The sequence below is a fragment of the Neptuniibacter sp. QD37_11 genome (genome assembly GCF_047778105.1).
In the GTDB taxonomy this organism is placed as follows: domain Bacteria; phylum Pseudomonadota; class Gammaproteobacteria; order Pseudomonadales; family Balneatricaceae; genus Neptuniibacter.
This window is the reverse complement of the sequence record NZ_CP180552.1, coordinates 1,938,942-1,958,689: the sequence shown is the minus strand read 5'-3', so window position 1 is coordinate 1,958,689 and position 19,748 is coordinate 1,938,942. Positions and strand designations below refer to the sequence as shown.

23 protein-coding genes are annotated in these 19,748 nt (G+C 42.9%); 14 read left to right on the top strand and 9 right to left on the bottom strand.

Going from position 1 to position 19,748, the window contains the following annotated elements:
- Nucleotides 1-34 precede the first annotated feature (34 nt).
- The 3 genes from ACMXYT_RS08955 to gloB form a co-directional block, all read right to left on the bottom strand.
- Nucleotides 35-283 (bottom strand): hypothetical protein, encoded by a 249-nt coding sequence (locus ACMXYT_RS08955; protein WP_415898387.1) that lies wholly within the window; start codon nucleotides 281-283, stop codon nucleotides 35-37.
- Between the two features lie 17 nt (nucleotides 284-300).
- The gene (locus tag ACMXYT_RS08950; RefSeq protein WP_415898386.1) at nucleotides 301-1,881 is read right to left on the bottom strand and encodes a LysM peptidoglycan-binding domain-containing protein; all 1,581 of its coding nucleotides are present in this window, start codon (nucleotides 1,879-1,881) and stop codon (nucleotides 301-303) included.
- 359 nt (nucleotides 1,882-2,240) lie between these two features.
- Nucleotides 2,241-3,014, bottom strand: a complete 774-nt coding sequence (gene gloB / locus ACMXYT_RS08945; RefSeq protein WP_415898385.1) for a hydroxyacylglutathione hydrolase — start codon at nucleotides 3,012-3,014, stop codon at nucleotides 2,241-2,243.
- 116 nt (nucleotides 3,015-3,130) lie between these two features.
- On the opposite strand from gloB, the gene ACMXYT_RS08940 reads away from it, so the two are divergent.
- The 3 genes from ACMXYT_RS08940 (at nucleotide 3,131) to ACMXYT_RS08930 (ending at nucleotide 4,743) form a co-directional block, all read left to right on the top strand.
- Nucleotides 3,131-3,901, top strand: coding sequence for a class I SAM-dependent methyltransferase (locus tag ACMXYT_RS08940; protein WP_415898384.1), 771 nt, complete (start codon nucleotides 3,131-3,133; stop codon nucleotides 3,899-3,901).
- Nucleotides 3,888-4,322, top strand: coding sequence for a ribonuclease HI (gene rnhA / locus ACMXYT_RS08935; protein WP_415894251.1), 435 nt, complete (start codon nucleotides 3,888-3,890; stop codon nucleotides 4,320-4,322). Before ACMXYT_RS08940 ends, rnhA begins: the two co-directional genes overlap by 14 nt.
- A gap of 112 nt (nucleotides 4,323-4,434) precedes the next feature.
- A complete protein-coding gene (locus ACMXYT_RS08930) occupies nucleotides 4,435-4,743 on the top strand; it encodes a DUF4124 domain-containing protein (RefSeq protein WP_415898383.1) in 309 nt (102 codons plus the stop codon).
- A gap of 37 nt (nucleotides 4,744-4,780) precedes the next feature.
- Here the strand turns inward: ACMXYT_RS08930 and ACMXYT_RS08925 are convergent, their stop codons facing one another.
- The 5 genes from ACMXYT_RS08925 to ACMXYT_RS08905 form a co-directional block, all read right to left on the bottom strand.
- A complete protein-coding gene (locus tag ACMXYT_RS08925) occupies nucleotides 4,781-5,356 on the bottom strand; it encodes a DUF882 domain-containing protein (protein ID WP_415898382.1) in 576 nt (191 codons plus the stop codon).
- Between the two features lie 114 nt (nucleotides 5,357-5,470).
- Complete coding sequence (locus ACMXYT_RS08920) at nucleotides 5,471-6,760, bottom strand: L,D-transpeptidase family protein (protein ID WP_415911341.1); 1,290 nt, start codon at nucleotides 6,758-6,760, stop codon at nucleotides 5,471-5,473.
- 211 nt (nucleotides 6,761-6,971) lie between these two features.
- Nucleotides 6,972-7,292, bottom strand: coding sequence for a hypothetical protein (locus ACMXYT_RS08915; RefSeq protein ID WP_415894255.1), 321 nt, complete (start codon nucleotides 7,290-7,292; stop codon nucleotides 6,972-6,974).
- Nucleotides 7,289-8,137: a hypothetical protein gene (locus tag ACMXYT_RS08910; RefSeq protein ID WP_415898380.1), complete on the bottom strand. Its 849-nt coding sequence runs from the start codon at nucleotides 8,135-8,137 to the stop codon at nucleotides 7,289-7,291. Before ACMXYT_RS08910 ends, ACMXYT_RS08915 begins: the two co-directional genes overlap by 4 nt.
- 3 nt (nucleotides 8,138-8,140) lie before the next feature.
- Nucleotides 8,141-8,722, bottom strand: a complete 582-nt coding sequence (locus ACMXYT_RS08905; protein WP_415898379.1) for a PilZ domain-containing protein — start codon at nucleotides 8,720-8,722, stop codon at nucleotides 8,141-8,143.
- 214 nt (nucleotides 8,723-8,936) lie between these two features.
- Between ACMXYT_RS08905 and ACMXYT_RS08900 the strand changes: the two genes are divergently transcribed.
- A complete protein-coding gene (locus tag ACMXYT_RS08900; protein WP_415898378.1) occupies nucleotides 8,937-10,181 on the top strand; it encodes a lipoprotein-releasing ABC transporter permease subunit in 1,245 nt (414 codons plus the stop codon).
- On the top strand, nucleotides 10,174-10,863 hold the full coding sequence (lolD, locus tag ACMXYT_RS08895) for a lipoprotein-releasing ABC transporter ATP-binding protein LolD (protein WP_415898377.1): 690 nt from the start codon (nucleotides 10,174-10,176) through the stop codon (nucleotides 10,861-10,863). Before ACMXYT_RS08900 ends, lolD begins: the two co-directional genes overlap by 8 nt.
- A 36-nt stretch (nucleotides 10,864-10,899) precedes the next feature.
- On the opposite strand, the gene ACMXYT_RS08890 is transcribed toward lolD, so the two are convergent.
- The gene (locus ACMXYT_RS08890; protein ID WP_415884657.1) at nucleotides 10,900-11,388 is read right to left on the bottom strand and encodes a DUF2062 domain-containing protein; all 489 of its coding nucleotides are present in this window, start codon (nucleotides 11,386-11,388) and stop codon (nucleotides 10,900-10,902) included.
- A 124-nt stretch (nucleotides 11,389-11,512) separates the two neighbouring features.
- Here ACMXYT_RS08890 and ACMXYT_RS08885 point away from each other — a divergent pair, with 124 nt between their 5' ends.
- The 9 genes from ACMXYT_RS08885 to murB all read left to right on the top strand — a co-directional run bounded on the left by ACMXYT_RS08885 (nucleotide 11,513) and on the right by murB (nucleotide 19,651).
- A complete protein-coding gene (locus tag ACMXYT_RS08885) occupies nucleotides 11,513-13,747 on the top strand; it encodes a DNA internalization-related competence protein ComEC/Rec2 (protein ID WP_415911340.1) in 2,235 nt (744 codons plus the stop codon).
- Nucleotides 13,748-13,787: 40 nt separating this feature from the next.
- The gene (locus ACMXYT_RS08880) at nucleotides 13,788-14,408 is read left to right on the top strand and encodes a MotA/TolQ/ExbB proton channel family protein (RefSeq protein WP_415911339.1); all 621 of its coding nucleotides are present in this window, start codon (nucleotides 13,788-13,790) and stop codon (nucleotides 14,406-14,408) included.
- Between the two features lie 8 nt (nucleotides 14,409-14,416).
- Complete coding sequence (locus ACMXYT_RS08875) at nucleotides 14,417-14,836, top strand: ExbD/TolR family protein (RefSeq protein ID WP_415894628.1); 420 nt, start codon at nucleotides 14,417-14,419, stop codon at nucleotides 14,834-14,836.
- A complete protein-coding gene (gene lpxK / locus ACMXYT_RS08870; protein WP_415911338.1) occupies nucleotides 14,833-15,846 on the top strand; it encodes a tetraacyldisaccharide 4'-kinase in 1,014 nt (337 codons plus the stop codon). The genes ACMXYT_RS08875 and lpxK overlap by 4 nt, the downstream gene beginning before the upstream one ends.
- Nucleotides 15,839-16,024: a Trm112 family protein gene (locus tag ACMXYT_RS08865; RefSeq protein WP_415881398.1), complete on the top strand. Its 186-nt coding sequence runs from the start codon at nucleotides 15,839-15,841 to the stop codon at nucleotides 16,022-16,024. The genes lpxK and ACMXYT_RS08865 overlap by 8 nt, the downstream gene beginning before the upstream one ends.
- Before the next feature lie 3 nt (nucleotides 16,025-16,027).
- Nucleotides 16,028-16,786: a 3-deoxy-manno-octulosonate cytidylyltransferase gene (kdsB, locus tag ACMXYT_RS08860; RefSeq protein WP_415894626.1), complete on the top strand. Its 759-nt coding sequence runs from the start codon at nucleotides 16,028-16,030 to the stop codon at nucleotides 16,784-16,786.
- A gap of 331 nt (nucleotides 16,787-17,117) precedes the next feature.
- Nucleotides 17,118-17,930 (top strand): alpha/beta fold hydrolase, encoded by an 813-nt coding sequence (locus tag ACMXYT_RS08855; RefSeq protein WP_415898373.1) that lies wholly within the window; start codon nucleotides 17,118-17,120, stop codon nucleotides 17,928-17,930.
- Nucleotides 17,931-18,149: 219 nt separating this feature from the next.
- Nucleotides 18,150-18,629 (top strand): low molecular weight protein-tyrosine-phosphatase, encoded by a 480-nt coding sequence (locus tag ACMXYT_RS08850; protein WP_415894624.1) that lies wholly within the window; start codon nucleotides 18,150-18,152, stop codon nucleotides 18,627-18,629.
- Nucleotides 18,629-19,651: a UDP-N-acetylmuramate dehydrogenase gene (gene murB, locus ACMXYT_RS08845; protein WP_415898372.1), complete on the top strand. Its 1,023-nt coding sequence runs from the start codon at nucleotides 18,629-18,631 to the stop codon at nucleotides 19,649-19,651. Before ACMXYT_RS08850 ends, murB begins: the two co-directional genes overlap by 1 nt.
- Nucleotides 19,652-19,748: the final 97 nt, after the last annotated feature.

Below are 19,748 nucleotides of genomic sequence, written 5' to 3'. Positions count from 1 at the left end.
GGGTTCCAGTAAAAGCCACTGATAAGACTGTTCCTTAGCTTTTTTGTTCAAATTGTTCGGACAATTCAGTTAGCTGATTATGGAGGTGCTTACGCTTAACTTTGGCGTCGACGAGTTGCTGATATTGATGTTGTAGGAACGTTAGTTTTTCCTCATTGCCATCAGCTAGGCCTTTTATTAGGTCTTGATCCATCCACTTTTGAATGCGTTTATAAAGAATGACTTTAAACGCAATTGCAGTGACTGTCGCAAAAACAATAATAAAAATACTTGTTGCGTCCATGAATCAGTCGTCCTGAATTAGTGTGCTCGGGTAACATCTACATACAAGGTCAGATGTTGACCAGGGCGAATATACTTAGCTTTGTTGATCTTATTCCAACGTAATATATCCGCCACATTAACATTAAATTTGTTGGCGATAACAGAAAGCGAATCACCTTGGCGTACCTTGTAACCCACTTTACGGATTACTTGGCGATCAGTTTCATTTAGCGCGGTTTGTGTTGGTTTGCTCCAAATAACTAGTTTCTTGCCAACTCGTAATGGGTCACCTGGTGCCATGCTGTTCCAACGTGCTAACTGGCGTACACCGACGTTGTAACGGTTGGCAATGCTCCAAAAACTATCACCTGACTGGACCGTGTGATGCTTTTGTTGGCGATCAGTTGTACGTGAAATGGTTTTCTGTCTTTCAGCATGACGTTGTTGCTGACTAAGAACGTACTCAGTTGCATGCTTGCTTGCGGTTGGTATAAGCAGCATTTTACCTGCACGGATATTGTTACCACTAATTTTGTTGGTCGAACGGATGAGGTTTACTGAAGTTTTATATTTGTTAGCAATGGCAATTAATGAGTCTCCAGACTGAATTTTGTGACGTACCCACTTAACGCGTTGGTCGCTCGGTAGCTCTTTAAGTGCTTTGGTAAATTGTTCAGCGTTCTCTACTGGGACTAGTAAACGATGTGGTCCTTCCGGAGCTGTTGCCCAGCGGTTAAATCCTGGATTTAAAAGGTACAATTCCTTTGTACTGATATTCGCCATAGATGCTGCTTGGGCAATATCAATTTGGCTGCCTGTTTCTACCACCCTGAAATGAGGTTTGTTTGGGATTGGCTGTAGAGTTAAGCCGTAATACTCTGAGTTTTTAACAACTGCAGCTACAGCCAAAAATCTAGGGACATAAGCCATGGTTTCTTTTGGTAGATTGAGGGACCAGTAGTCGGTTGGTTTATCTTTTTGCTTGTTACGCTTAATTGCTTTAGATACGTTGCCACCGCCTGCGTTATAAGCTGCTAGGGCAAGTAACCAGTCTCCGTCAAAGCGTTTATGTAGTTTTTTTAAGTACGTGTAGGCAGCATCAGTTGAATTCAAAATATCTCGGCGTCCGTCGTACCACCAGTTTTGTTTTAGGCCAAAATACTTACCAGTAGAAGGAATGAATTGCCATGGTCCTGCTGCTCGGCCATGAGAGTAGGCAAACGGATCGTACGCACTCTCGATGATTGGAAGCAGGGCTAATTCGACAGGGACGCCACGTTCAATCGCACTGTTTAGAATATGGTGATAATAAGGCGCTGCGCGTTTTACCACGCGTGCCATATGGTTAGGGTGTTTCTTATACCACTTAAGCTGAGTTTGAACTCTTGGGTTATCTAAATGCAGATCCATCTGCATGTGAGTACGTGTGACTTCCCATAAATCCGTTGGGATGGCTTCAGTCTTCTCTTCAGGTGATAAGGTGTTATTGGCTTGAGAAGGCTGATTATCTATCCCTGTGTTAGAAGGAATAGTGTTTTTTTCGGTAACGGATTGGCAACCGCTTAATACAACGCCTGCAGCTATAGATAGCAGGACCGATTTAGAAGATGAAAACATGGTGCTCCGATGCTTAGGAGGTAACGGAACCTGCGAACAAGCCCTATACGACTCAGGCTTGCAGAGCAATTGAAGCACGAGGCAATGATTACAGGCATGCTGGTTGCCTGTCGAAAATCATTAACGAAGTGATTCGGTTGCTCTGCAAGCCCCGTAGGGTGGACTCTAAAATGACCATCTACTTTGTCAGTCAGCTTGAAAAGGTCTAGACATTTCGCTGTACTGACTTTCGCGTATCTGGTCATTTTATAGCCCACTGAGAACGTATGAGGTTTATTCGCAGGTTCCCAAATCGATCCATTCTATCAGTGGCCCTTTATGGGTCAAGGTTTCTCTGGAAAAGCTAGAAAATCAACAAATTAAAATTGATTCTTCCATTCTCTTATAGCTGCAAACACTGCTTCTTGGTCTAACTCTGTCTGATGAGTGAATTGCTTTGCAGCACTAATGACGCTTGCCTGATCTGAACGCATAAAAGGGTTAATACGTTTTTCTTGAGCAATCGATGATGGCAATGTTGGGCGATCAGAATTACGAAGCGAAGTGCATTGGTTAATTGCATCTTTAACATCTGCATTGTCAGGTTCGACTGCCTCTGCAAAGGCTAGATTAGCCAATGAATATTCATGTGTGCAGTAAACTTCGGTGTTATCTGGCAATGAATGGAAATGATTCATCGCTGCTAACATCTGTTGTGGCGTGCCTTCAAACAAACGCCCGCACCCCGCTAAAAATAGCGTATCACCGCAGAATAGCTGAGGTTGCTCAGTGCTAGAAAAGTAGCTGATATGGTCGAGTGTATGTCCAGGTATCTCTTTAATGACAAGCTTTTTCCCCCATAGATCAAGAGTGTCGTTTTCCTTAAGGGGATTGGTTATACCTGAGAAAGGAGAGTTATGAGGCCCATAAACAGGAACTTGATATCTGTCCGTAAGTTCTTTTACTCCGTCGGTATGATCGTAGTGGTGGTGTGTGATTAATATGGTGTCCAGTTCAAGGCTATTATCATTAAGGTATGCGATAACCGGAGCTGCATCACCTGGATCGACCACAGCGACTTTCTGGCTGTCAGGAAGCTTAAGGAGCCAAATATAATTATCAGAGAAAGCAGGAATTGGAGTAACGCTAAACATTTGACCGCCTCTATCAAGTGAAAGGAAAACCTTCATTTGCAGTGTTATAAAAGAAATATAATACTGCTTATATTACATTGGGCCAGTTCTAATTAGACAAAATTATGGCAAATAAGATGAGTCGCTCTTTAGAAGCTCAGCTTCCACATATTATGGCTTGGTTTGATACAGAATTAGGTCAAGAGCTTCTTCAAGCTGAAAGGGATACTGTAGAGCGTGTGATTGGTGCTCTGTTTGGCATGCACTTGGTACAGTTTTCAGTAGATAGTCGGATTACTTTATTTGAAAGTAGTCCAGTTACTCACTGTTTCTCTGTTATTCCCAAGCTTGGATTAGGTGTTGGCGATAATTGCATTGTCGCTGAAAATACTGAGATACCTTTAGCTCATGAAAGCGTTGATGTAGTGCTTCTTCATCATGCATTAGATTTTACTGATTCCCCACATCAAGTCTTAAGGGAAGCTTCTAGAATTCTCAGACCTGGTGGGCATGTCGTCATTGTGGGATTCAATCCGGTAAGTTCTTGGGGGCTTTATCGACTGACAAAGCGAAAGAGTGATGTGCCGCCTTGGAGTGGTCGATTCCTTAGCCATAAAAGGCTATCTGACTGGTTAAAACTTTTAGAATTAACTGAACTGCGTCAACTTTCAGGTTATTATCGCGCTCCTTTCACTAAGGCCAAATGGCGAAGTCGTTTTAGGCTAGTTGAAAGTGTTGCTAGGCGTTTACCCGGCCATACGGGTGCTTTTTCTGTTTTGTTGGCGCGTAAAGACATTGCTGGAATGACTCCGCTGCGCTCTGGTTGGGGATTAAGAAGGCTTATTACTCTGCCAGTCGCGGAACCTACTACCCGAAAATCATTAAGGAAAGTTTGTGAAGATCGTTGAAATATTCACTGATGGTGCGTGTAAAGGAAACCCTGGGCCAGGAGGATGGGGGGCCGTTATGCGTTATGGGGACGCTGAAAAACAACTTTGGGGTGGTGAGCAGGATACAACTAATAATCGCATGGAGTTATTAGCTGCAATTAAAGCGCTTGAAACACTTAATCGTCCTTGTGAAGTTATTCTAACAACAGACTCTCAGTATGTCCGACAAGGCATAACTGAATGGATTGATGGTTGGAAGAAGCGTGGTTGGAAAAACTCACAGAAAAAACCAGTTAAAAATGCAGATTTATGGCAGCGCTTAGACAAAGCTACCGAGCCTCATTCAATCGATTGGCGTTGGGTAAAGGGACATAGTGGTCATCCTGAAAATGAACTGGCCGATCAATTGGCTAACCGTGGCGTCGAAGAGTTAGGCTAACAAAACTATAGCTTTGCTGAAGTGCTCTCCGTCTGCGTACTCTAAACTACAAATTACTGTTGTGTGTTATTTGTACAAATGACTGCTATGCTGGGTAGAAAGGAGGCTCCCTATGCTAAAGCGGATTGCGTTTACTTCAGGACTTATTTTACTCGCAGCTAATCTTTCAGCTGGCGAAATGTACATGTGGGTAGACAGTGAGGGCGTAAGGCACTTTAGTGATCGACCACCACAGAGAGGTGAAAAAGCTCAAGTAAGAGGTGAGGTTACTACTGATGTATTAAGGGTTGATAGACGACCACCTAAGCCTCCGGTCGCTGCAAACAATAGTTCTGGTAGTACCAGTAAGAAACCTTCAGCCCCAGAAAAACCAAAAAATGAGATAGAAGCTGAAGGTAATCAGGCCGAAAAAACAGAATAAGCCTGTCTCAACTGAAGAAAAATATTAGGAGATCGTTTTACGATCCCCATTGTCTTACTCTGCCTACATCAAGATGCACAAAGTTACTGCGTGTATATAGACCTACACCTCCAGACTTCATGCTCAATGCAGCTCGTTGAAGATCTTTCACATCGACACCCGGAATGCGAATATCAATGGCTTTACCCTGCATGTGTAAGCTCTTTTTAGCTACTTTTCCGCTTTTACTGCTCAACATGGCATTGGTCTTAGGTGAGCGATAGGCAGATATAACGTGAATAGGTTTATGTTCCCCGAATGTTTGTTGCAGATCATGCAGTAACATAATTAGCTGTTGGTTCATTGGGTGAACTTGATCTGTTCTGTGATCGCGCAATAGGTGATCAAGTGCACCAAGGCTGTCTTTTTGAAAGCTACCTTCGGTGAAGAATGTACTATTTAACGCTTCGCCAGTGTGGAGGTTTACCAATGATAGCGAATGGTCTTTAGGCTTATGTATATTGGCGAATGCTGCAGATGGCATAGCGCTTAACGCTGATAAACCACCTAGGGCTTTTAAAAATTTACGACGTGTCGGGGAGGGGATAGCAATAGAATCTTTCTGATCGGTCATTAGGTATCAATACATCTGAAAAAGAAATGATTATGCCCGATCAAATATTTGTTTGTATATAAATTGACCAGTTATCTGCATGAATTATTCTTGAGTATATTATGAGCAACTTGATTAATTTTGACGTGCATCTGTGCTTAGGAGTGCTTCTTTTAGTCGTGTTAGGTCATATCTATCACGTTTATATAGGTCGTGACGGAAGTTTAAATCACCGTCCTGATCGATAAACGCAGTCCAATAAGTTACATGTAATGGGATCGGGTCTAACAAACGTATGTGTTTAGTTTTCTCTTGTTCAAATAATGGATCTAGTTTGCTGCTATTCCAACCTTGTGTCATCCGTATAAGTTGATCTGCAAGTTGGCGTGGTTGCTCAACTCGAATGCATCCTGAACTAAAAGCGCGCTTAGATTCATTAAAAAGGCGTTTAGCTGAAGTGTCGTGGAGATAGACTGAATAAGGGCCGGAGGTCAGGAATTTCACACTACCAAGCGTGTTCGATGAACTTGGCGCTTCCCAAAAGCGTTGATAGCTTTCACCTTTATATAGTTTGTCGTAATCGATATCTTCAGCAGCGATAAAGCGTTTGTTATTGCCCCAGCCAGTGACTAGGTTCAGTCTCGCTTTCTTTAGAAAACTTGGGTCTTTCTGAAGTTCAGGCACGATATCTTTATAGGCGATACTCTTAGGCACGTGCCAAGAGGGGTTGATTACAATACGGTTAACTTCTGTTTGGAATATTGGGGTTTTCCTTTTTTTCTTACCCACGATGGTCTTCATGCTTAGGATTGATTTGCCTTGCTCAATCAGGTGTAGTCTAAAGTCAGGCACATTGACTTGTATGTAGCGATCAGTGTTTGGTTGGAACTGCTGCAGTCGAAGAATATTTACGTATAACTGATCCGCTCTTTTATGAAGAGAAACATTTAGAGTACGTCTTGTTTCAGGGCCTGCGATACCATCAATTTTGGCGCCGTGCCTTTTCTGGAATCTTTCCAATGCTTCATGCAACTCTATGTCAAAAAGTGGGTCTGAAATGGATGAACAGTTTGCTGATGAAAGATCACCTAGTGTAATGAGCTTTTCACGAATCATCGGTACATGTGGGTGGGTGTCGCCAAATCTTAGTAATGGCCCTCTTGGAATGGTTTTCCATTGCTGAGTATCTGCTAGAGCGAGGTATTTCTCATATTCTTTTTGTAAGATTTCGATTTGGCTTATGTCGCTTGTAAGATGCTTTACATCTTTGGCGTTAGATAGAGGTTTTAATAAGTCAGCTGAAGTTTCTGGAACGGAATTTAGCTTTGCTGCCTTTAGCGGAGATGTTGCAGCTAATTCCATACTTTGACATAGCGAGGCATAGGAGCCAAGCAAGACCATTACTAAAGCAAGTAAATACTGCATAACTAGCCTCCTGCTTCTATGTCTATCCTGCCGCATCCGTCAGCGACAAAATGAAGGGGGTTTTTTAATTACAGGCCCAGATTAGATAATCTTCAAGTTGAGAACGTGAAGGTTTTTCAAGGGGGAGGATAGTCGATATAGCCTGAATTAAGGCTGAAGAGCACTCAGTTGGGTGCATAATTCTGAGTGTCTTCGAAGCGAGGGGTGGATATTACTTCTTTTTGTTTTTACGTTGTTCCTTTAAGGCTTCGTCGTTTTTGTAGTACTCATCTTCATAGTACTGACCTGTAATTTCTAAACGCTTTTCAATCCAGCGGTTATAACGCGACCAAATGAAAAAGCCAGGTGTCATCAACACCATGACGCCAACCATCATGCCTGCGCCTGCATATTTGGGCGGAACTTGCTGAATGGCCCAGTCAAGAAAACCTAGTTTATAGCCTGCGTAATACCACAAAATTAAGCCTGCGAAACCAATGCCAGCTGCTAAATGGTGGAGTTTAGTATTTTTGTTCGATTTTTCTTCTGTCATGTTTTCTTGTAGCGGTGTATACGCAAGCTCGGCAAATAAGGTTCGGGGTCGATAATTACATCACTCCGAAGCTGCCGTTTGCGTTGATCGGGGGGTGTAAAGGAGGGGGTATTATATTCCGGAAAAGCCTCTTCTGCATCTAAAGGGAAAAATAAAGGAAGCGGGCAGTTACGAGCTTTTCTTATGAGTTTGTCTTTATCTTTCCAAACGATATTTGCTCGCATCACTGGAACTTGATTTTGTAACTGTACTAGCACTTCATTGCTTGGGATTTTGCTTAGTGCTTGAAGCTGAAGCTGGATATGCAATTGATTAGTATCCATAGCTAGCAGACGTTGCTCAGCTTCTTTAATCGAAACTTTCTTTAAGCTTCTGCCACTACTGTACCAGCTAAAGGTTACTTTGTTTGGACGCTTTTCAAGTAGAGGTATTTGGCGGTAACACTGTTTTAAATTTACGCGCGCCATGCCTTGTTGCTGAAGTGCTAAATTAAGTTCTTCGGCGCGTTTGTAGATAATTGGGTTTGGGTCCCCGTGAGCTTCACGAAATTGTCTCACGCTAGTTTGAAAATTTTGCTTATGAGTATTGAGCTGGTGGATCAGCGGAATGATATGGGAAGGTACGCCAATGAGGCCGTATAAGTTTTCAGTGCGCCGGCCATCACCACCGGCTGAATGCCATATATTGGTGATGGTGTTTATAGCGCCTGTTAATGTAGATCCCTGTTGATCATCACTAAGCAACCAATATCTACAGTCATTTTGCTGCAGCTGAGTGCTTAGTGATTTTTGGGCTTGGTTTAATCGATCAAAAGCTTGTGTGAGTGCAATGATCCCTTTGCTCATTACTTAAGCTTCTTGTGGTTCTTCAACTTGTTGTTTACGCAGTTTCGCTTGGCTTTCGAAAATCTGTCGAGCCAAAATCATACGGCAGTTTTCAGGCATTTTGATGAACTCGACGCTGGTTAGGTGACTACCATCTCCCATGGAATCACTTCTTAGGCATTGCGCATAGAGCAAAAGACCAATGCATGAGTCTGGGAATACGAGTTTGATAGACAAGAATGCATCTTTTGCAATGGCTTCGCAGTGTCGGAATTGCAATCCACCTTCTGATAGATTGACTTCTTGGATAGCGCTTTGACCCACAGTCATCTCTGTTGAGGCGATTGCTTGGGCGATGCGTTCAATCTTGTTGTGCATTACTGTTAGCAAGGTTGCTACATTGCTATCTTTTTCAGCCACTTTGCGTAATAGGTGGCTGCTGTCACTATCAAGCTCTTGAAGTTGGCTAAGCAGCAAAAAGTTTGGCGAAACATCGAACTGAGTAGGGCTGGGATGATCTGAAATCTCAGATTCTGAAATGATCTTCAGTTCTAAAGAAACGTGTTGGTCAATACGGAAATACTGACGGCGTTCTTGTTCCTGCATGTCTTGCCCTCAAAGTGATATTGCATAGATAGCTTGGAGTATATGAATAAACGCGTACAAAAGCACCTATGATTGAATTATTTTAGTTGTTCAAAATGTAAGGTCTAAAAAGAAACTATTGTTTTATTAACAGTAAGTTAAGACTTGTTGTTATTATAAAAGTTCAGTTTGATATCATTTTTACACGCTTGATCTTATGTGGTTTAATCGCCACATGTTTAAGCCCTTATCTATATTTATTGGATTGCGTTATACGGCAGCTAAACGCAATAACCATTTCATCTCCTTTATCTCTTTAGCCTCGATGTTGGGGCTGATGTTAGGTGTGGCTGCATTAATTATTGTCCTTTCTGTAATGAATGGCTTCGATCGAGAGTTGAAACAGCGCATTCTCGGTATGGTCCCGCATGCATCAATCAGTGGTTATGGCAAATCTATTGAAGATTGGCCTGTGCTGGTGGAATCGTTGGAGCGAAACCCTCGTGTGATTGCTGCTGCACCCTTCATTCAAGCGCAAGGGATGTTGACCAGCCGTGGTGTTGTTCGTGGAGCGCTTATCAATGGCATCGATCCAGCTGAAGAGGCTGACGTTTCAATTCTTGGCGACCATATCCAATCAGGCACGCTTGATGTTTTAAATCAGCAACGATTTGGGATCGTTTTAGGTAATCTTTTAGCTCGCTACTTAGGCGTTAAGGTCGGCGATAAAGTTACCTTGGTTTTGCCGGAAGCATCTGTCAGTGTTGCGGGGGTAGTTCCAAGGTTAAAACGATTTACTGTGGTTGGGATTTTCGAAGTGGGTGCTGAGTTAGATGCAAATTTGGCTTATATCCATATTAAAGATGCTGCAAAAATTAAGCGATTGGGCGAAGGGGTTGATGGTATTCGCCTTAAATTTGATGATTTATTTGATGCTCCAAAAGCTGTCAGAGAAATTGCAGCGGGCCTTCAAGGTTACTACCGAACCAACGATTGGACACGTACACACGGGAATCTATTTCAAGCGATTCAGCTAGAGAAACGCATGATTGGTCTTTTGTTATTCTTAATTGTGCTTGTAGCAGCTTTCAATATTGTTTCCACCCTCGTTATGGTCGTTACAGACAAAAAAGCTGATGTGGCCATACTTAGAACCTTAGGTGCTACACCTGGAAGAATTATGCGTATCTTTATGGTGCAAGGCACGGTGATCGGTATTTTAGGAACCCTAATGGGTACAGTTTTAGGTGTTACGTTAGCGCTGAATGTTGCTGATATCATTGGTTGGGTCGAATCAACTTTTGCGATTCAGTTCTTAGATCCGAATGTCTACTTTATCAGTCAATTCCCTTCTGATTTGCAATGGCCTGACGTAGGTATCATTACAGGCACGGCACTCATGATTAGTTTCCTTGCAACGATTTACCCTGCTTGGAGAGCATCCAAAACAGATCCTGCTGAGGCGCTACGATATGAGTAATCAAGAAATTGTATTGCAGGCGGCAGGGGTTTCTAAATGCTACAGCGATGCTGGTCGAGATGTTGAAGTCCTAAAGGATTTAGACTTTGCTCTTCATAAAGGTGAACAGCTAGCCATTATAGGCTCATCAGGTTCAGGTAAAAGTACGTTGCTTAATATCCTTGGCGGTTTGGATAAGCCTACGCAGGGCAATGTGATCATTAACGGTCATGATCTACATGCAGGTTCCGAAGCTAAGCGTGCGCAAGTAAGGAATGAAACCTTGGGTTTTGTATACCAGTTTCATCATCTTCTTCCGGAATTTACTGCATTGGAAAATGCCTCTATGCCTTTGCTGATGAGAGATCAATCCATTACTGAGGTAAAAGAGCAAGCGCAAGCTGTGCTTGAGTCGGTAGGGTTAGGCGAGCGATTGCATCATAAGCCTGCACAATTAAGTGGTGGTGAAAGGCAGCGTGTGGCAATAGCGCGAGCGCTGATCGGGAAGCCAGCAGTTGTACTGATGGATGAGCCTACGGGTAATCTAGATCGAACAACAGCTGAAAGTGTTCAGGAGCTAATCGATAATCTTAATCAAGAATATGATATAGCTTTTGCGCTGGTAACACATGATCCTGAGTTAGCCCGTAAAACGGGTAGGGTATTAGAGTTAATCGATGGTAAGCTAATTGAAAAAGGGTGACATAACGTCACCCTTTTTTATTGTTCTCTATTCTGGTTATTTTGTGCGTTTAGCTCTGTCTTTCCAGCTTTTACCGACATGCCAAGCCCAGAAGCCTTGGACTGTTAGATAGCCGAGTATACCGAAGACAATCCCGCAGATTACCGAACCAAACAGTAGGGGCCACCAAACCAAGGATAAGCTGTTTTGGATGAAATCCATGCTCATCTCGAAATCGATCTGTTGGTTAGGATCTCCAATAAGGAAATCTCCAACTAGATATGTGAAATAAAATATTGGCGGCATAGTTAATGGGTTGGTAATCCAAACCAAGCCAACAGAAATTGGAAGATTGCTTCGGATCATTACCGCAAGAATTGCAGCCACTATCATTTGCATAGGGATCGGCAAAAAAGCGCAAAACAAACCCACTAAAAAGGCACGTGAAACTGATTTTCTATTAAGGTGCCAAAGGTTTGGTTCGTGGATGTGACTGCCAAGCCAGCTAAGATGTTTGTGCTGCTTTAGCTTATCTTCATTGGGCATGTATTTTTTTATAAGTTTGCGCGGCATCTTCTTATTTACTTATTATGGGCTAGCAAACGGGATGAAGGCTTATTATGCCCCTTACGTTCAGTTAAGCCAAGGAAACTAAAGCATGAGATCAAGGATGATCACTATTGCTGTTGGTTTTGCGGTAGCACTATTGCAGCCGCAATTACTACCAGTAACATTTTCAATCGCTATTGTGACAGTTATAGCACCTCTGCTGATTTTAGCTCCGTGTATCAGATCATCTCACTTGAGTTTTTTCCTCCTCAGTTTTCTCTATGTGAATCTGTGGGGTGTTGTCCAGCTTGATCAACGTTTACCGGAATCTCTTAAACGCACAGACTGGAAATTACAGGGCGTCATAACCGATATACCTAGATATCAACAGGGCGTTGTAAGGTTTTTAGTAGATGTCGACGAGATTCAAGCGGTACAAGGGACAAGTACTGAAGAAAATTTAGAGGTTAATCGACTTAGCCTTGCTTGGTATAACCCTGATTTAACACTTTCGCTGGGTGATCGTGTTGAGTTAACTGCTAGGCTCAAACCTCCACATGGTCTAGTTAATCCTGCTGGCTTCGATTATGAGCGTTGGTTGTTAGCTAGAGGCATTGATGCAACTGGCTACGTCCGTGGTCAAGTTGATGTTCTTTCAGAAGCTAATAGTTGGGTCAGTCTTGCTCGAATATGGATTAATGAATCCATACGAACCCAATTTGAAACCCAGCAGACGATAGCTATGTTTCAAGCATTAACGACGGGAACTAAATCGATGCTGGAAGCTCATGATTGGAATCTGTTGAAACATAGTGGTGTTGTACATCTAGCGGTGATTAGTGGGTTACACATTGGCTTTATGGCATTCTGCGGCTGGTGGTTCGGAAGGCTGGCTGGTGTTGTGTTTTATGGCATCAGCTTTCAGCACCAATTCCCCTATTTCGGCGCATTAATCTTAGCGGGTTTTTATCTATTGATATCAGGCGTGGGTATACCTGCACAACGCGCTTTTATTATGTTGCTGGTCTTATTGTTCACTGGTAGCAGAATGTTTTATCTGGATCATTGGACAAGATGGTGGATAGCTTTTGTCGTGGTTCTTTTTTTCAATCCTCTGTCTTTTTTTGAGATAGGGTTCTGGCTATCTTTTTTGGCTGTTGCTTTGCTTATTTGGATATCTCAATTTTCGCGTGGATGGCGAATGGCCTTGAACCTTCAGTTTATGTTGATGATAGGTATGCTGCCTATCTACCTGTTTTACTTTTCAGGTGTGTCGGTGATAGCACCATTTTTTAATCTGATCGCCATACCGTTTTTTTCAGTGCTTGTTCCATTCTTATTCCTGCATCTTGGGCTTACTTCTATCGGTATAGATATGCTAATTCCATTACTGAATGGTATGTCAGATCTGTTTTGGTGGTCGGTCGAGTTGAACCAAAAGATTGAAATAGGTTATTGGCAGTTAGATGCCCCGAACGTTGTTGTTTTGTTTTTAGTGGTGCTGGTTGCATCATGTTTGTTGTTGCTGAGATTGTCGTTGCCTTCATCGGTGGTATTGCTGCTGTTGTTGCCTGCAATTGTCGGTTCGAGTTCTAAGTATAAGGACGACTCTGATTTTAGGGTTTGGGTTTACGATGTAGGGCAAGGCTTAGCTGTTAGAGTACAGGTCGGGGAGTATCAATTACTTTATGATACTGGGCCATCTTATCGCTCTGGTGGAACTGCATATGAAAGGGCGGTTTTGCCAGATTTTGAGAAGGCAAATATTGATTCAATCGATCATCTTATTCTAAGTCACAGTGATAATGACCATGCAGGAGGCGCTGCAGCTGTATTTGATTCCATCAAGGTGGATAGGGTAACAACATCTTATCGATATAAGAATGCAGAGGCTTGCACCGCAAGCCGTGGTTGGCAGGTGAATGGGGTTGTGTTTACATTTCTTGCGGGAATGGAAGGTGCGAATGATAACGATCGTTCCTGTGTATTAATGATCGAGTCGCCGAATTGTCGGTTGTTATTACCAGGAGATATAGATGCTCAAAAAGAACTTGAACTAATCCCTAAAGTTGCGCCAAGTATTGATTGGTTAGTCGCTTCGCACCATGGTAGTAAAACCTCTTCATCGACTGCATTTATCAACTCAATTAAGCCTTCAAATGTCATCTTTAGTGCTGGTTATGCGAACGCTTTTGGGCATCCTCATCCGGATGTTGTGCAGAGATTTGCCGATAAGGGGGTGAAAACCTATGAGACTGCCAAAGATGGTGCCATTATGCTAATTGCTGATGCCCATGAAGGGTGTAAAACAATAACAATGAGAGAGGATGAAAAACGATTCTGGAGATCGTTTTAATCTCTGTGATAGAGTACGCGCAGTCAAAGGAGAAATTACTGTGTTTGAGCTTTTACAATCTGGTGGTTGGATAATGATTCCAATCGTTATCTGCTCGGTTATAGCGTTAGCAATCAGTTTAGAGCGTTTTTGGACTTTGCGTGCAGATCGAGTGGCACCTCCAGGTCTATTGGCAGAAGTTTGGACCTTAATAAAGCAGCGCAATATCACGGCAGAAAGGCTAAAAGATTTAAAGTGTAGTAGTCCACTAGGTCAGATTTTGGTGGCTGGTTTGAACAATGCCTCTCATGGTCGTGAGATTATGAAAGAGAGTATTCAAGAAGCTGCTGGCCAAGTTGTACACGATTTAGAGCGTTTTCTAAACCCGCTTGGAACTATTGCTGCCATTACGCCTTTACTCGGATTGTTAGGTACGGTGATCGGTATGATTAAGGTTTTTACTGAGATCATGATTCACGGTACAGGTAATACCAGCCTTCTTGCTGGTGGTATCTCAGAAGCACTTATCACTACAGCAGCGGGTTTAACGATCGCAATCCCTGCGCTTATATTTCATCGCTATTTTCAACGCCGAATTGATTCCTTAGTTATTACTATGGAGCAAGAGACGGTAAAACTTATAGAAGTGATGCACGGTGAGCGTGACATCGACGTCGAGTAGGTAAGCGCATGAAATTCCCTCGCCAACGGGTTGAAGAGGTTAATGTCAATTTAACACCATTAATTGATGTGGTGTTTTTGCTATTAATCTTTTTTATGGTTTCGACTACCTTCACTAAAGAAACGCATCTTGACGTTGATCTACCAGAGGCTTCTGGCGAATCAGTCGTCAAAGAGATCGAAGTTCTAGAGATCTTGATTACTGATGAAGGGCATTACAGCGTAAATGGTAAGGCTCTAGTCAACACACAGGCGAAGACGCTTCGACGCGCTTTACAAGAGTTAGCGGGTGATGATCGCGAAATGCCATTGGTTATCACTGCTGACGCTAAGACTCCACATCAAGCTGTTGTCACAGCGATGAATGTTTCTGGACAGCTAGGGTTTAGCAAATTGAGTATCACTACTCAGGAGCCTGACGCTCAATGAGTTGGTTAGAAGGGCGTTGGTACTCTGAAAAGCCTGCTCCTTGTGTTTTAAAGCCCTTTAGTTCCCTTTATAAGTTTCTAGCTAAGAGAAAAAAAGGCGCTGATTTGCAGCAGGTATGGGTAGCGCCTGTACCTGTTATTATTGTCGGAAACATCAATGTAGGCGGAACAGGTAAGACACCGCTAACTATAAGTTTGGTCGAGAGATTGAAGCGGGAAGGCTATAAGCCTGGCATCATCAGTCGCGGCTATAAGTCCAAGGCGACACAGTTCCCTTTTGATGTAACTACTGCAGATTCACCAGAATTATCAGGTGATGAGCCTTTTATGTTGGCTAAGCGTTGCCGATGTCCCGTTATTATCGATCCTAACCGTCCTAATGCCGCAAAATACCTTCTAGATAATTACGAATGTGATCTCATTATTAGTGATGATGGATTGCAGCATTACCGATTAGATCGAGATATTGAGATTGCTGTTATTGATGGCAAACGCGGCTTGGGTAATAGGGCATTAATGCCTGCAGGTCCCCTAAGAGAGGAGCCCGACCGGCTCTGTAGTGTTGATCTTATTGTCAGTAATGGGCGCTTGCAGAATAAGATTGCTGAAGCAGCAACAATAGAAGAGATGTTCCTTCAGCCTGCAGCGATAGTAAACTGCTTAACGGATGAAGAGTTGGCATTGGAAGCATTACGCAGCAAACAAGTACATGCTGTTGCAGGGATTGGTAATCCTCAGCGTTTTTTTAATACGCTTGAGCAAGAACTTCAAGTAACTGTTATTCCTCATGCTAAGCCCGATCATTCGTTTTATACTGTTGAGGATTTTCAGTTTGGTGATGACTACCCAGTGATCATGACAGAGAAAGATGCGGTCAAAGTTACTGAGTTCGCACAGTCGCACTGTTGGTATTTACAAATTAAAGCGCAGTTGCCAGAGAGTTTTTATACGCAACTGCTAGATAAATTAAAGATTGCTATAGCTAATAAAGGTAAAACACAAAATGGATAAGAAGTTGTTGGATATTCTGGTATGCCCAGTAGCCAAAACGCCTTTGGAATACAATGAGAGCACAAATGAGCTTTTCTCTAAAGCGAGTGGGTTAGCTTATCCAATTCGTGACGATATCCCTGTGTTGCTTGAAACTGAAGCGCGTGAGCTAACCGCAGAAGAGCGCGAGCAGGATTAAGTTATGGGCTTTTCTGTCATTATACCGGCCCGCTATGCCTCGACTCGCTTTCCGGGTAAGCCGTTAGCTGATCTTAACGGTAAGCCAATGGTGCAGCATGTTTACGAGCGTGCCTGCGAAAGTGAAGCGGATCGTGTTCTTATTGCCACAGACGACCAGCGAATCGCTGATGTAGCTCAGTCATTTGGGGCTGAAGTTTGTTTGACTTCATCAGACCATCCTTCTGGTACAGATCGCTTGCAGCAGGTTGTTAGTGACTTGGGTTATTACGCTGATGATATTGTCGTAAATGTACAAGGTGATGAGCCGTTAGTGCCTGCTCGAATTATTAATCAGGTTGCGCATAACCTTCGTGCTGAACCTGAAGCTAGTATTTCTACGCTTAGCGAACCAATCACAGATATCGAAAGTTTGCTCAATCCGAATGTTGTTAAAGTGGTTAGTGATGTTCGGGGTATGGCGCTTTATTTTAGTCGTGCGCCAATTCCATGGCCTCGCAATAGTTTTGCGGAAGACGCGAACCGGAATGTGATGCCAGAAGGTTTTGCATGGCAGAGACATATCGGCATTTATGCATACCGTGTCAAACTGCTAAACGATTTTGTTAAGTGGCCTCCAGCGCCGATAGAAGAGACAGAGTGTCTTGAGCAACTTCGTGCAATGTGGAATGGTGCTCGAATTCATGTGGCGGAAGCTGATGAACAGCCGCCAGCGGGCGTAGATACTCCAGAAGATTTAGAACGACTTCGTCGATTATTTTAGGTTTTCTTATCAAACGTTACAGCCAAGTATGGAGTGAAACATCTTCGTATTTGGCTGTTTTGTCTCCATATAAATTCTTCCATCTTTTGAGGCGTATTGTTCGCTTTCTCAGCGTTAACGCTTCTATATTTCCTGCAACTTTACAGCTCTTTTATCATTCTTCTAAATCCAAACTATCAAGTGATTCTTTATAGATCGAATTCATAAATACCCGTATTATGAGTTGCATTAATGTAAGTGATAATCATTAGTGTTTGCTGATTTAGAATTCGCCAATGTTGCTATTGCAGACACTAAAGTGAAAGGTTTTTTCATGATTTAGGAGAGTCACATGTATAAGAAGTTAGTCATGGCATCGATTGCCTGTTTATCAGTAGCCGGATGTTCAATGGGTAAGGTTTCTGAAGAACCTAAGCCTACGTTGGTGTTTGTGCATGGCGCGCATCTGACAGGAGAGTCTTGGGCAAAAGTAATTGAGCCGCTTAAAAGCGAGGGTTATAAAACATTAGCTGTAGATCTGCCTGGGCGAAATGACAGTCAAGATCCGAAAGAGGTCACTTTATCAGTATCGTCAAAGGCTTTGTGCCAGGCTATGAGTGAGGTGAAAGGTTCGGTTTCTTTGGTTGCTCATAGCCAAGGAGGTGCGGTTGTGAATCATGCGCTATCTCTCTGTGGTACAAATCAAATTCAATCGATTGCCTATATAGCCGCAGTAGCGCCATTAAAAGGGGCAAAACCTTTTGGATTATTGAGCAAAGAAGACGATGAGAATTACTTTAGCGCTGTAGAGTACGATAAAAAGTCGGGCTGGCTGAAGATAAAAGATCCTCAAGCTTTTGCTGGGGTGTTTACGTTTTCTAGCTCTGATTCAGTTAAGGAAGAGGTGTTAGCTTTAGCGGTTAATGAGCCTGCAGCTATCGCGGATGGTACAGTTGAATATGCCAATGAAACCTTTTCAAAATTGAAAAAGTTATATGTTTATACTGAGCATGACAAAATTATATCTCTTTCTTCTCAGCAAAAAATCGGCGCTAGTATTAAACCAGATGTTGAGGTGGTCATGGAAACGGGGCATCTGCCTATGCTAACTAAGCCTGAGGGTTTGGTAAAAGTTCTAGATGGCTTTGTTTCAAATAATAGGTAGTTTTTATTAAACTCATCTGCCGCGCAGGTATTTCCAGCTTGCGCGGCTTTCATTTGTTGCTTTTGTATCGCTACCTTTCCAATAAGCTAGCTTGCTAGTCGTAATTCCACTTTCTCTAGACCCCTCTATCACTTCTTTGCTTTAACTATTTTGGAATAATGGGATAATTGCTAAAAATTAAGCCCTTAAATAATGAGTTGGTGGGAGTTAGTTAGGCCGATGGGTAAAAAAGTCTCCGTTTTGTTTGTGTGTTTGGGGAATATTTGTCGCTCACCAACCGCGCATGGCGTTTTTCAGGCAAAAGTTTTAGAGCAGGGTTTGGCTGGTGATATTCAGATCGATTCGGCTGGAACAGCGGCTTATCACGTGGGTAATCCACCTGATTCTCGTTCTGCAAAAGCAGCTAAACGACGCGGCTATGACTTGAGCTCGTTAAGGGCTCGTCAGGCAGTTACCGCTGATTTCGCTCAGTTTGATTATATTCTTGCTATGGACACTCAAAACTTGCGTGATCTGCAAGCGATATCTCCCACTAACTATCAAGGAAGGCTGTGCTTGTTTTTGGATTATGCAGGCATGAGCTCCGCTGATGTTCCAGATCCTTACTATGATGGTGAAGCTGGTTTCGAGCATGTTCTGGATCTTGTGGAATCAGCATCAGACGGTCTTCTACAGCATATAAAGAAGGAATTAAGTTAATGGCTTGGCAGAAAGAGGCTGACCTTACGGCGCATAATAGTTTTGGCTTCAAAGCTATTGCTGAGCATTACACGCAAGTCCAAACCGTTGAAGAATTAGAATCTGCGTTAGGTGACGTTGAAGCTAATAACTGGCCTCTATTGGTTTTAGGTGGTGGCAGTAATCTAGTGTTACGTGATCGAATTCCGGGTGCAGTTATCTCTGTTGGAATAACAGGGGTGAAGGTGCTGGCTGATGATGGTGATCAAGCAATAGTCGAAGTCGGTGCTGGTGAAAACTGGCATTCATTTATTGGTCGTCTATTAGAGATGGGGCTGCATGGCCTGGAAAACTTAGCGCTTATACCAGGTTCAGTTGGTGCGGCACCTGTACAAAATATTGGTGCTTACGGTGTTGAGTTAAAAGACTGCTTCCACAGTCTGACGGCTTATGATCGCAAGAATAAAGAGCTGGTTCAGATTAATCGTGAAGAATGTCAGTTTGGATATCGGGACAGTATCTTTAAATCCGCAGAACATGGTCGTTATCTTATCTGGAGTGTTAGGTTTTCTTTAACAAGTACTTTTACTCCGCAACTAGCGTACCGTGGTTTGGCTGATGTTCTTAGTGCCAAGGGTATTGATCAGCCGACAGCCTTAGATGTGTACACTGCCGTTTGCGATATTCGCAGCTCTAAGCTTCCAGTACCTTCGGTGATAGGTAATGCCGGTAGTTTCTTTGAAAACCCTGTGATCAGTAATGCGCAATTCGATACGCTAAAGACTAAGTTCCCAAATATTGTTGGGTATCCAGATGGGGATGAGCATCATAAAGTTGCAGCTGGCTGGCTGATTGATCAGTTGGGCTGGAAGGGACATAAAGGCGATGGGGTTGGTGTATACGATAAACAAGCTCTAGTGTTGGTCAATCTAGGGGAGGGTGATGCCGATCGTTTGTTAACCTTAGCTTCAGATATAAAAGCTTCAGTGAAGCGGCAGTATGATATAGATCTGCATATAGAGCCTCGAATATATCCTTGTTAGTTTGAGTATGCTTGAATGTCTAAAAAGGCGACCCATTGGGTCGCCTTTTTATTTGCATGTCTTTAGGTTTAGGTTGCAGATATGTATGTCGTCATTA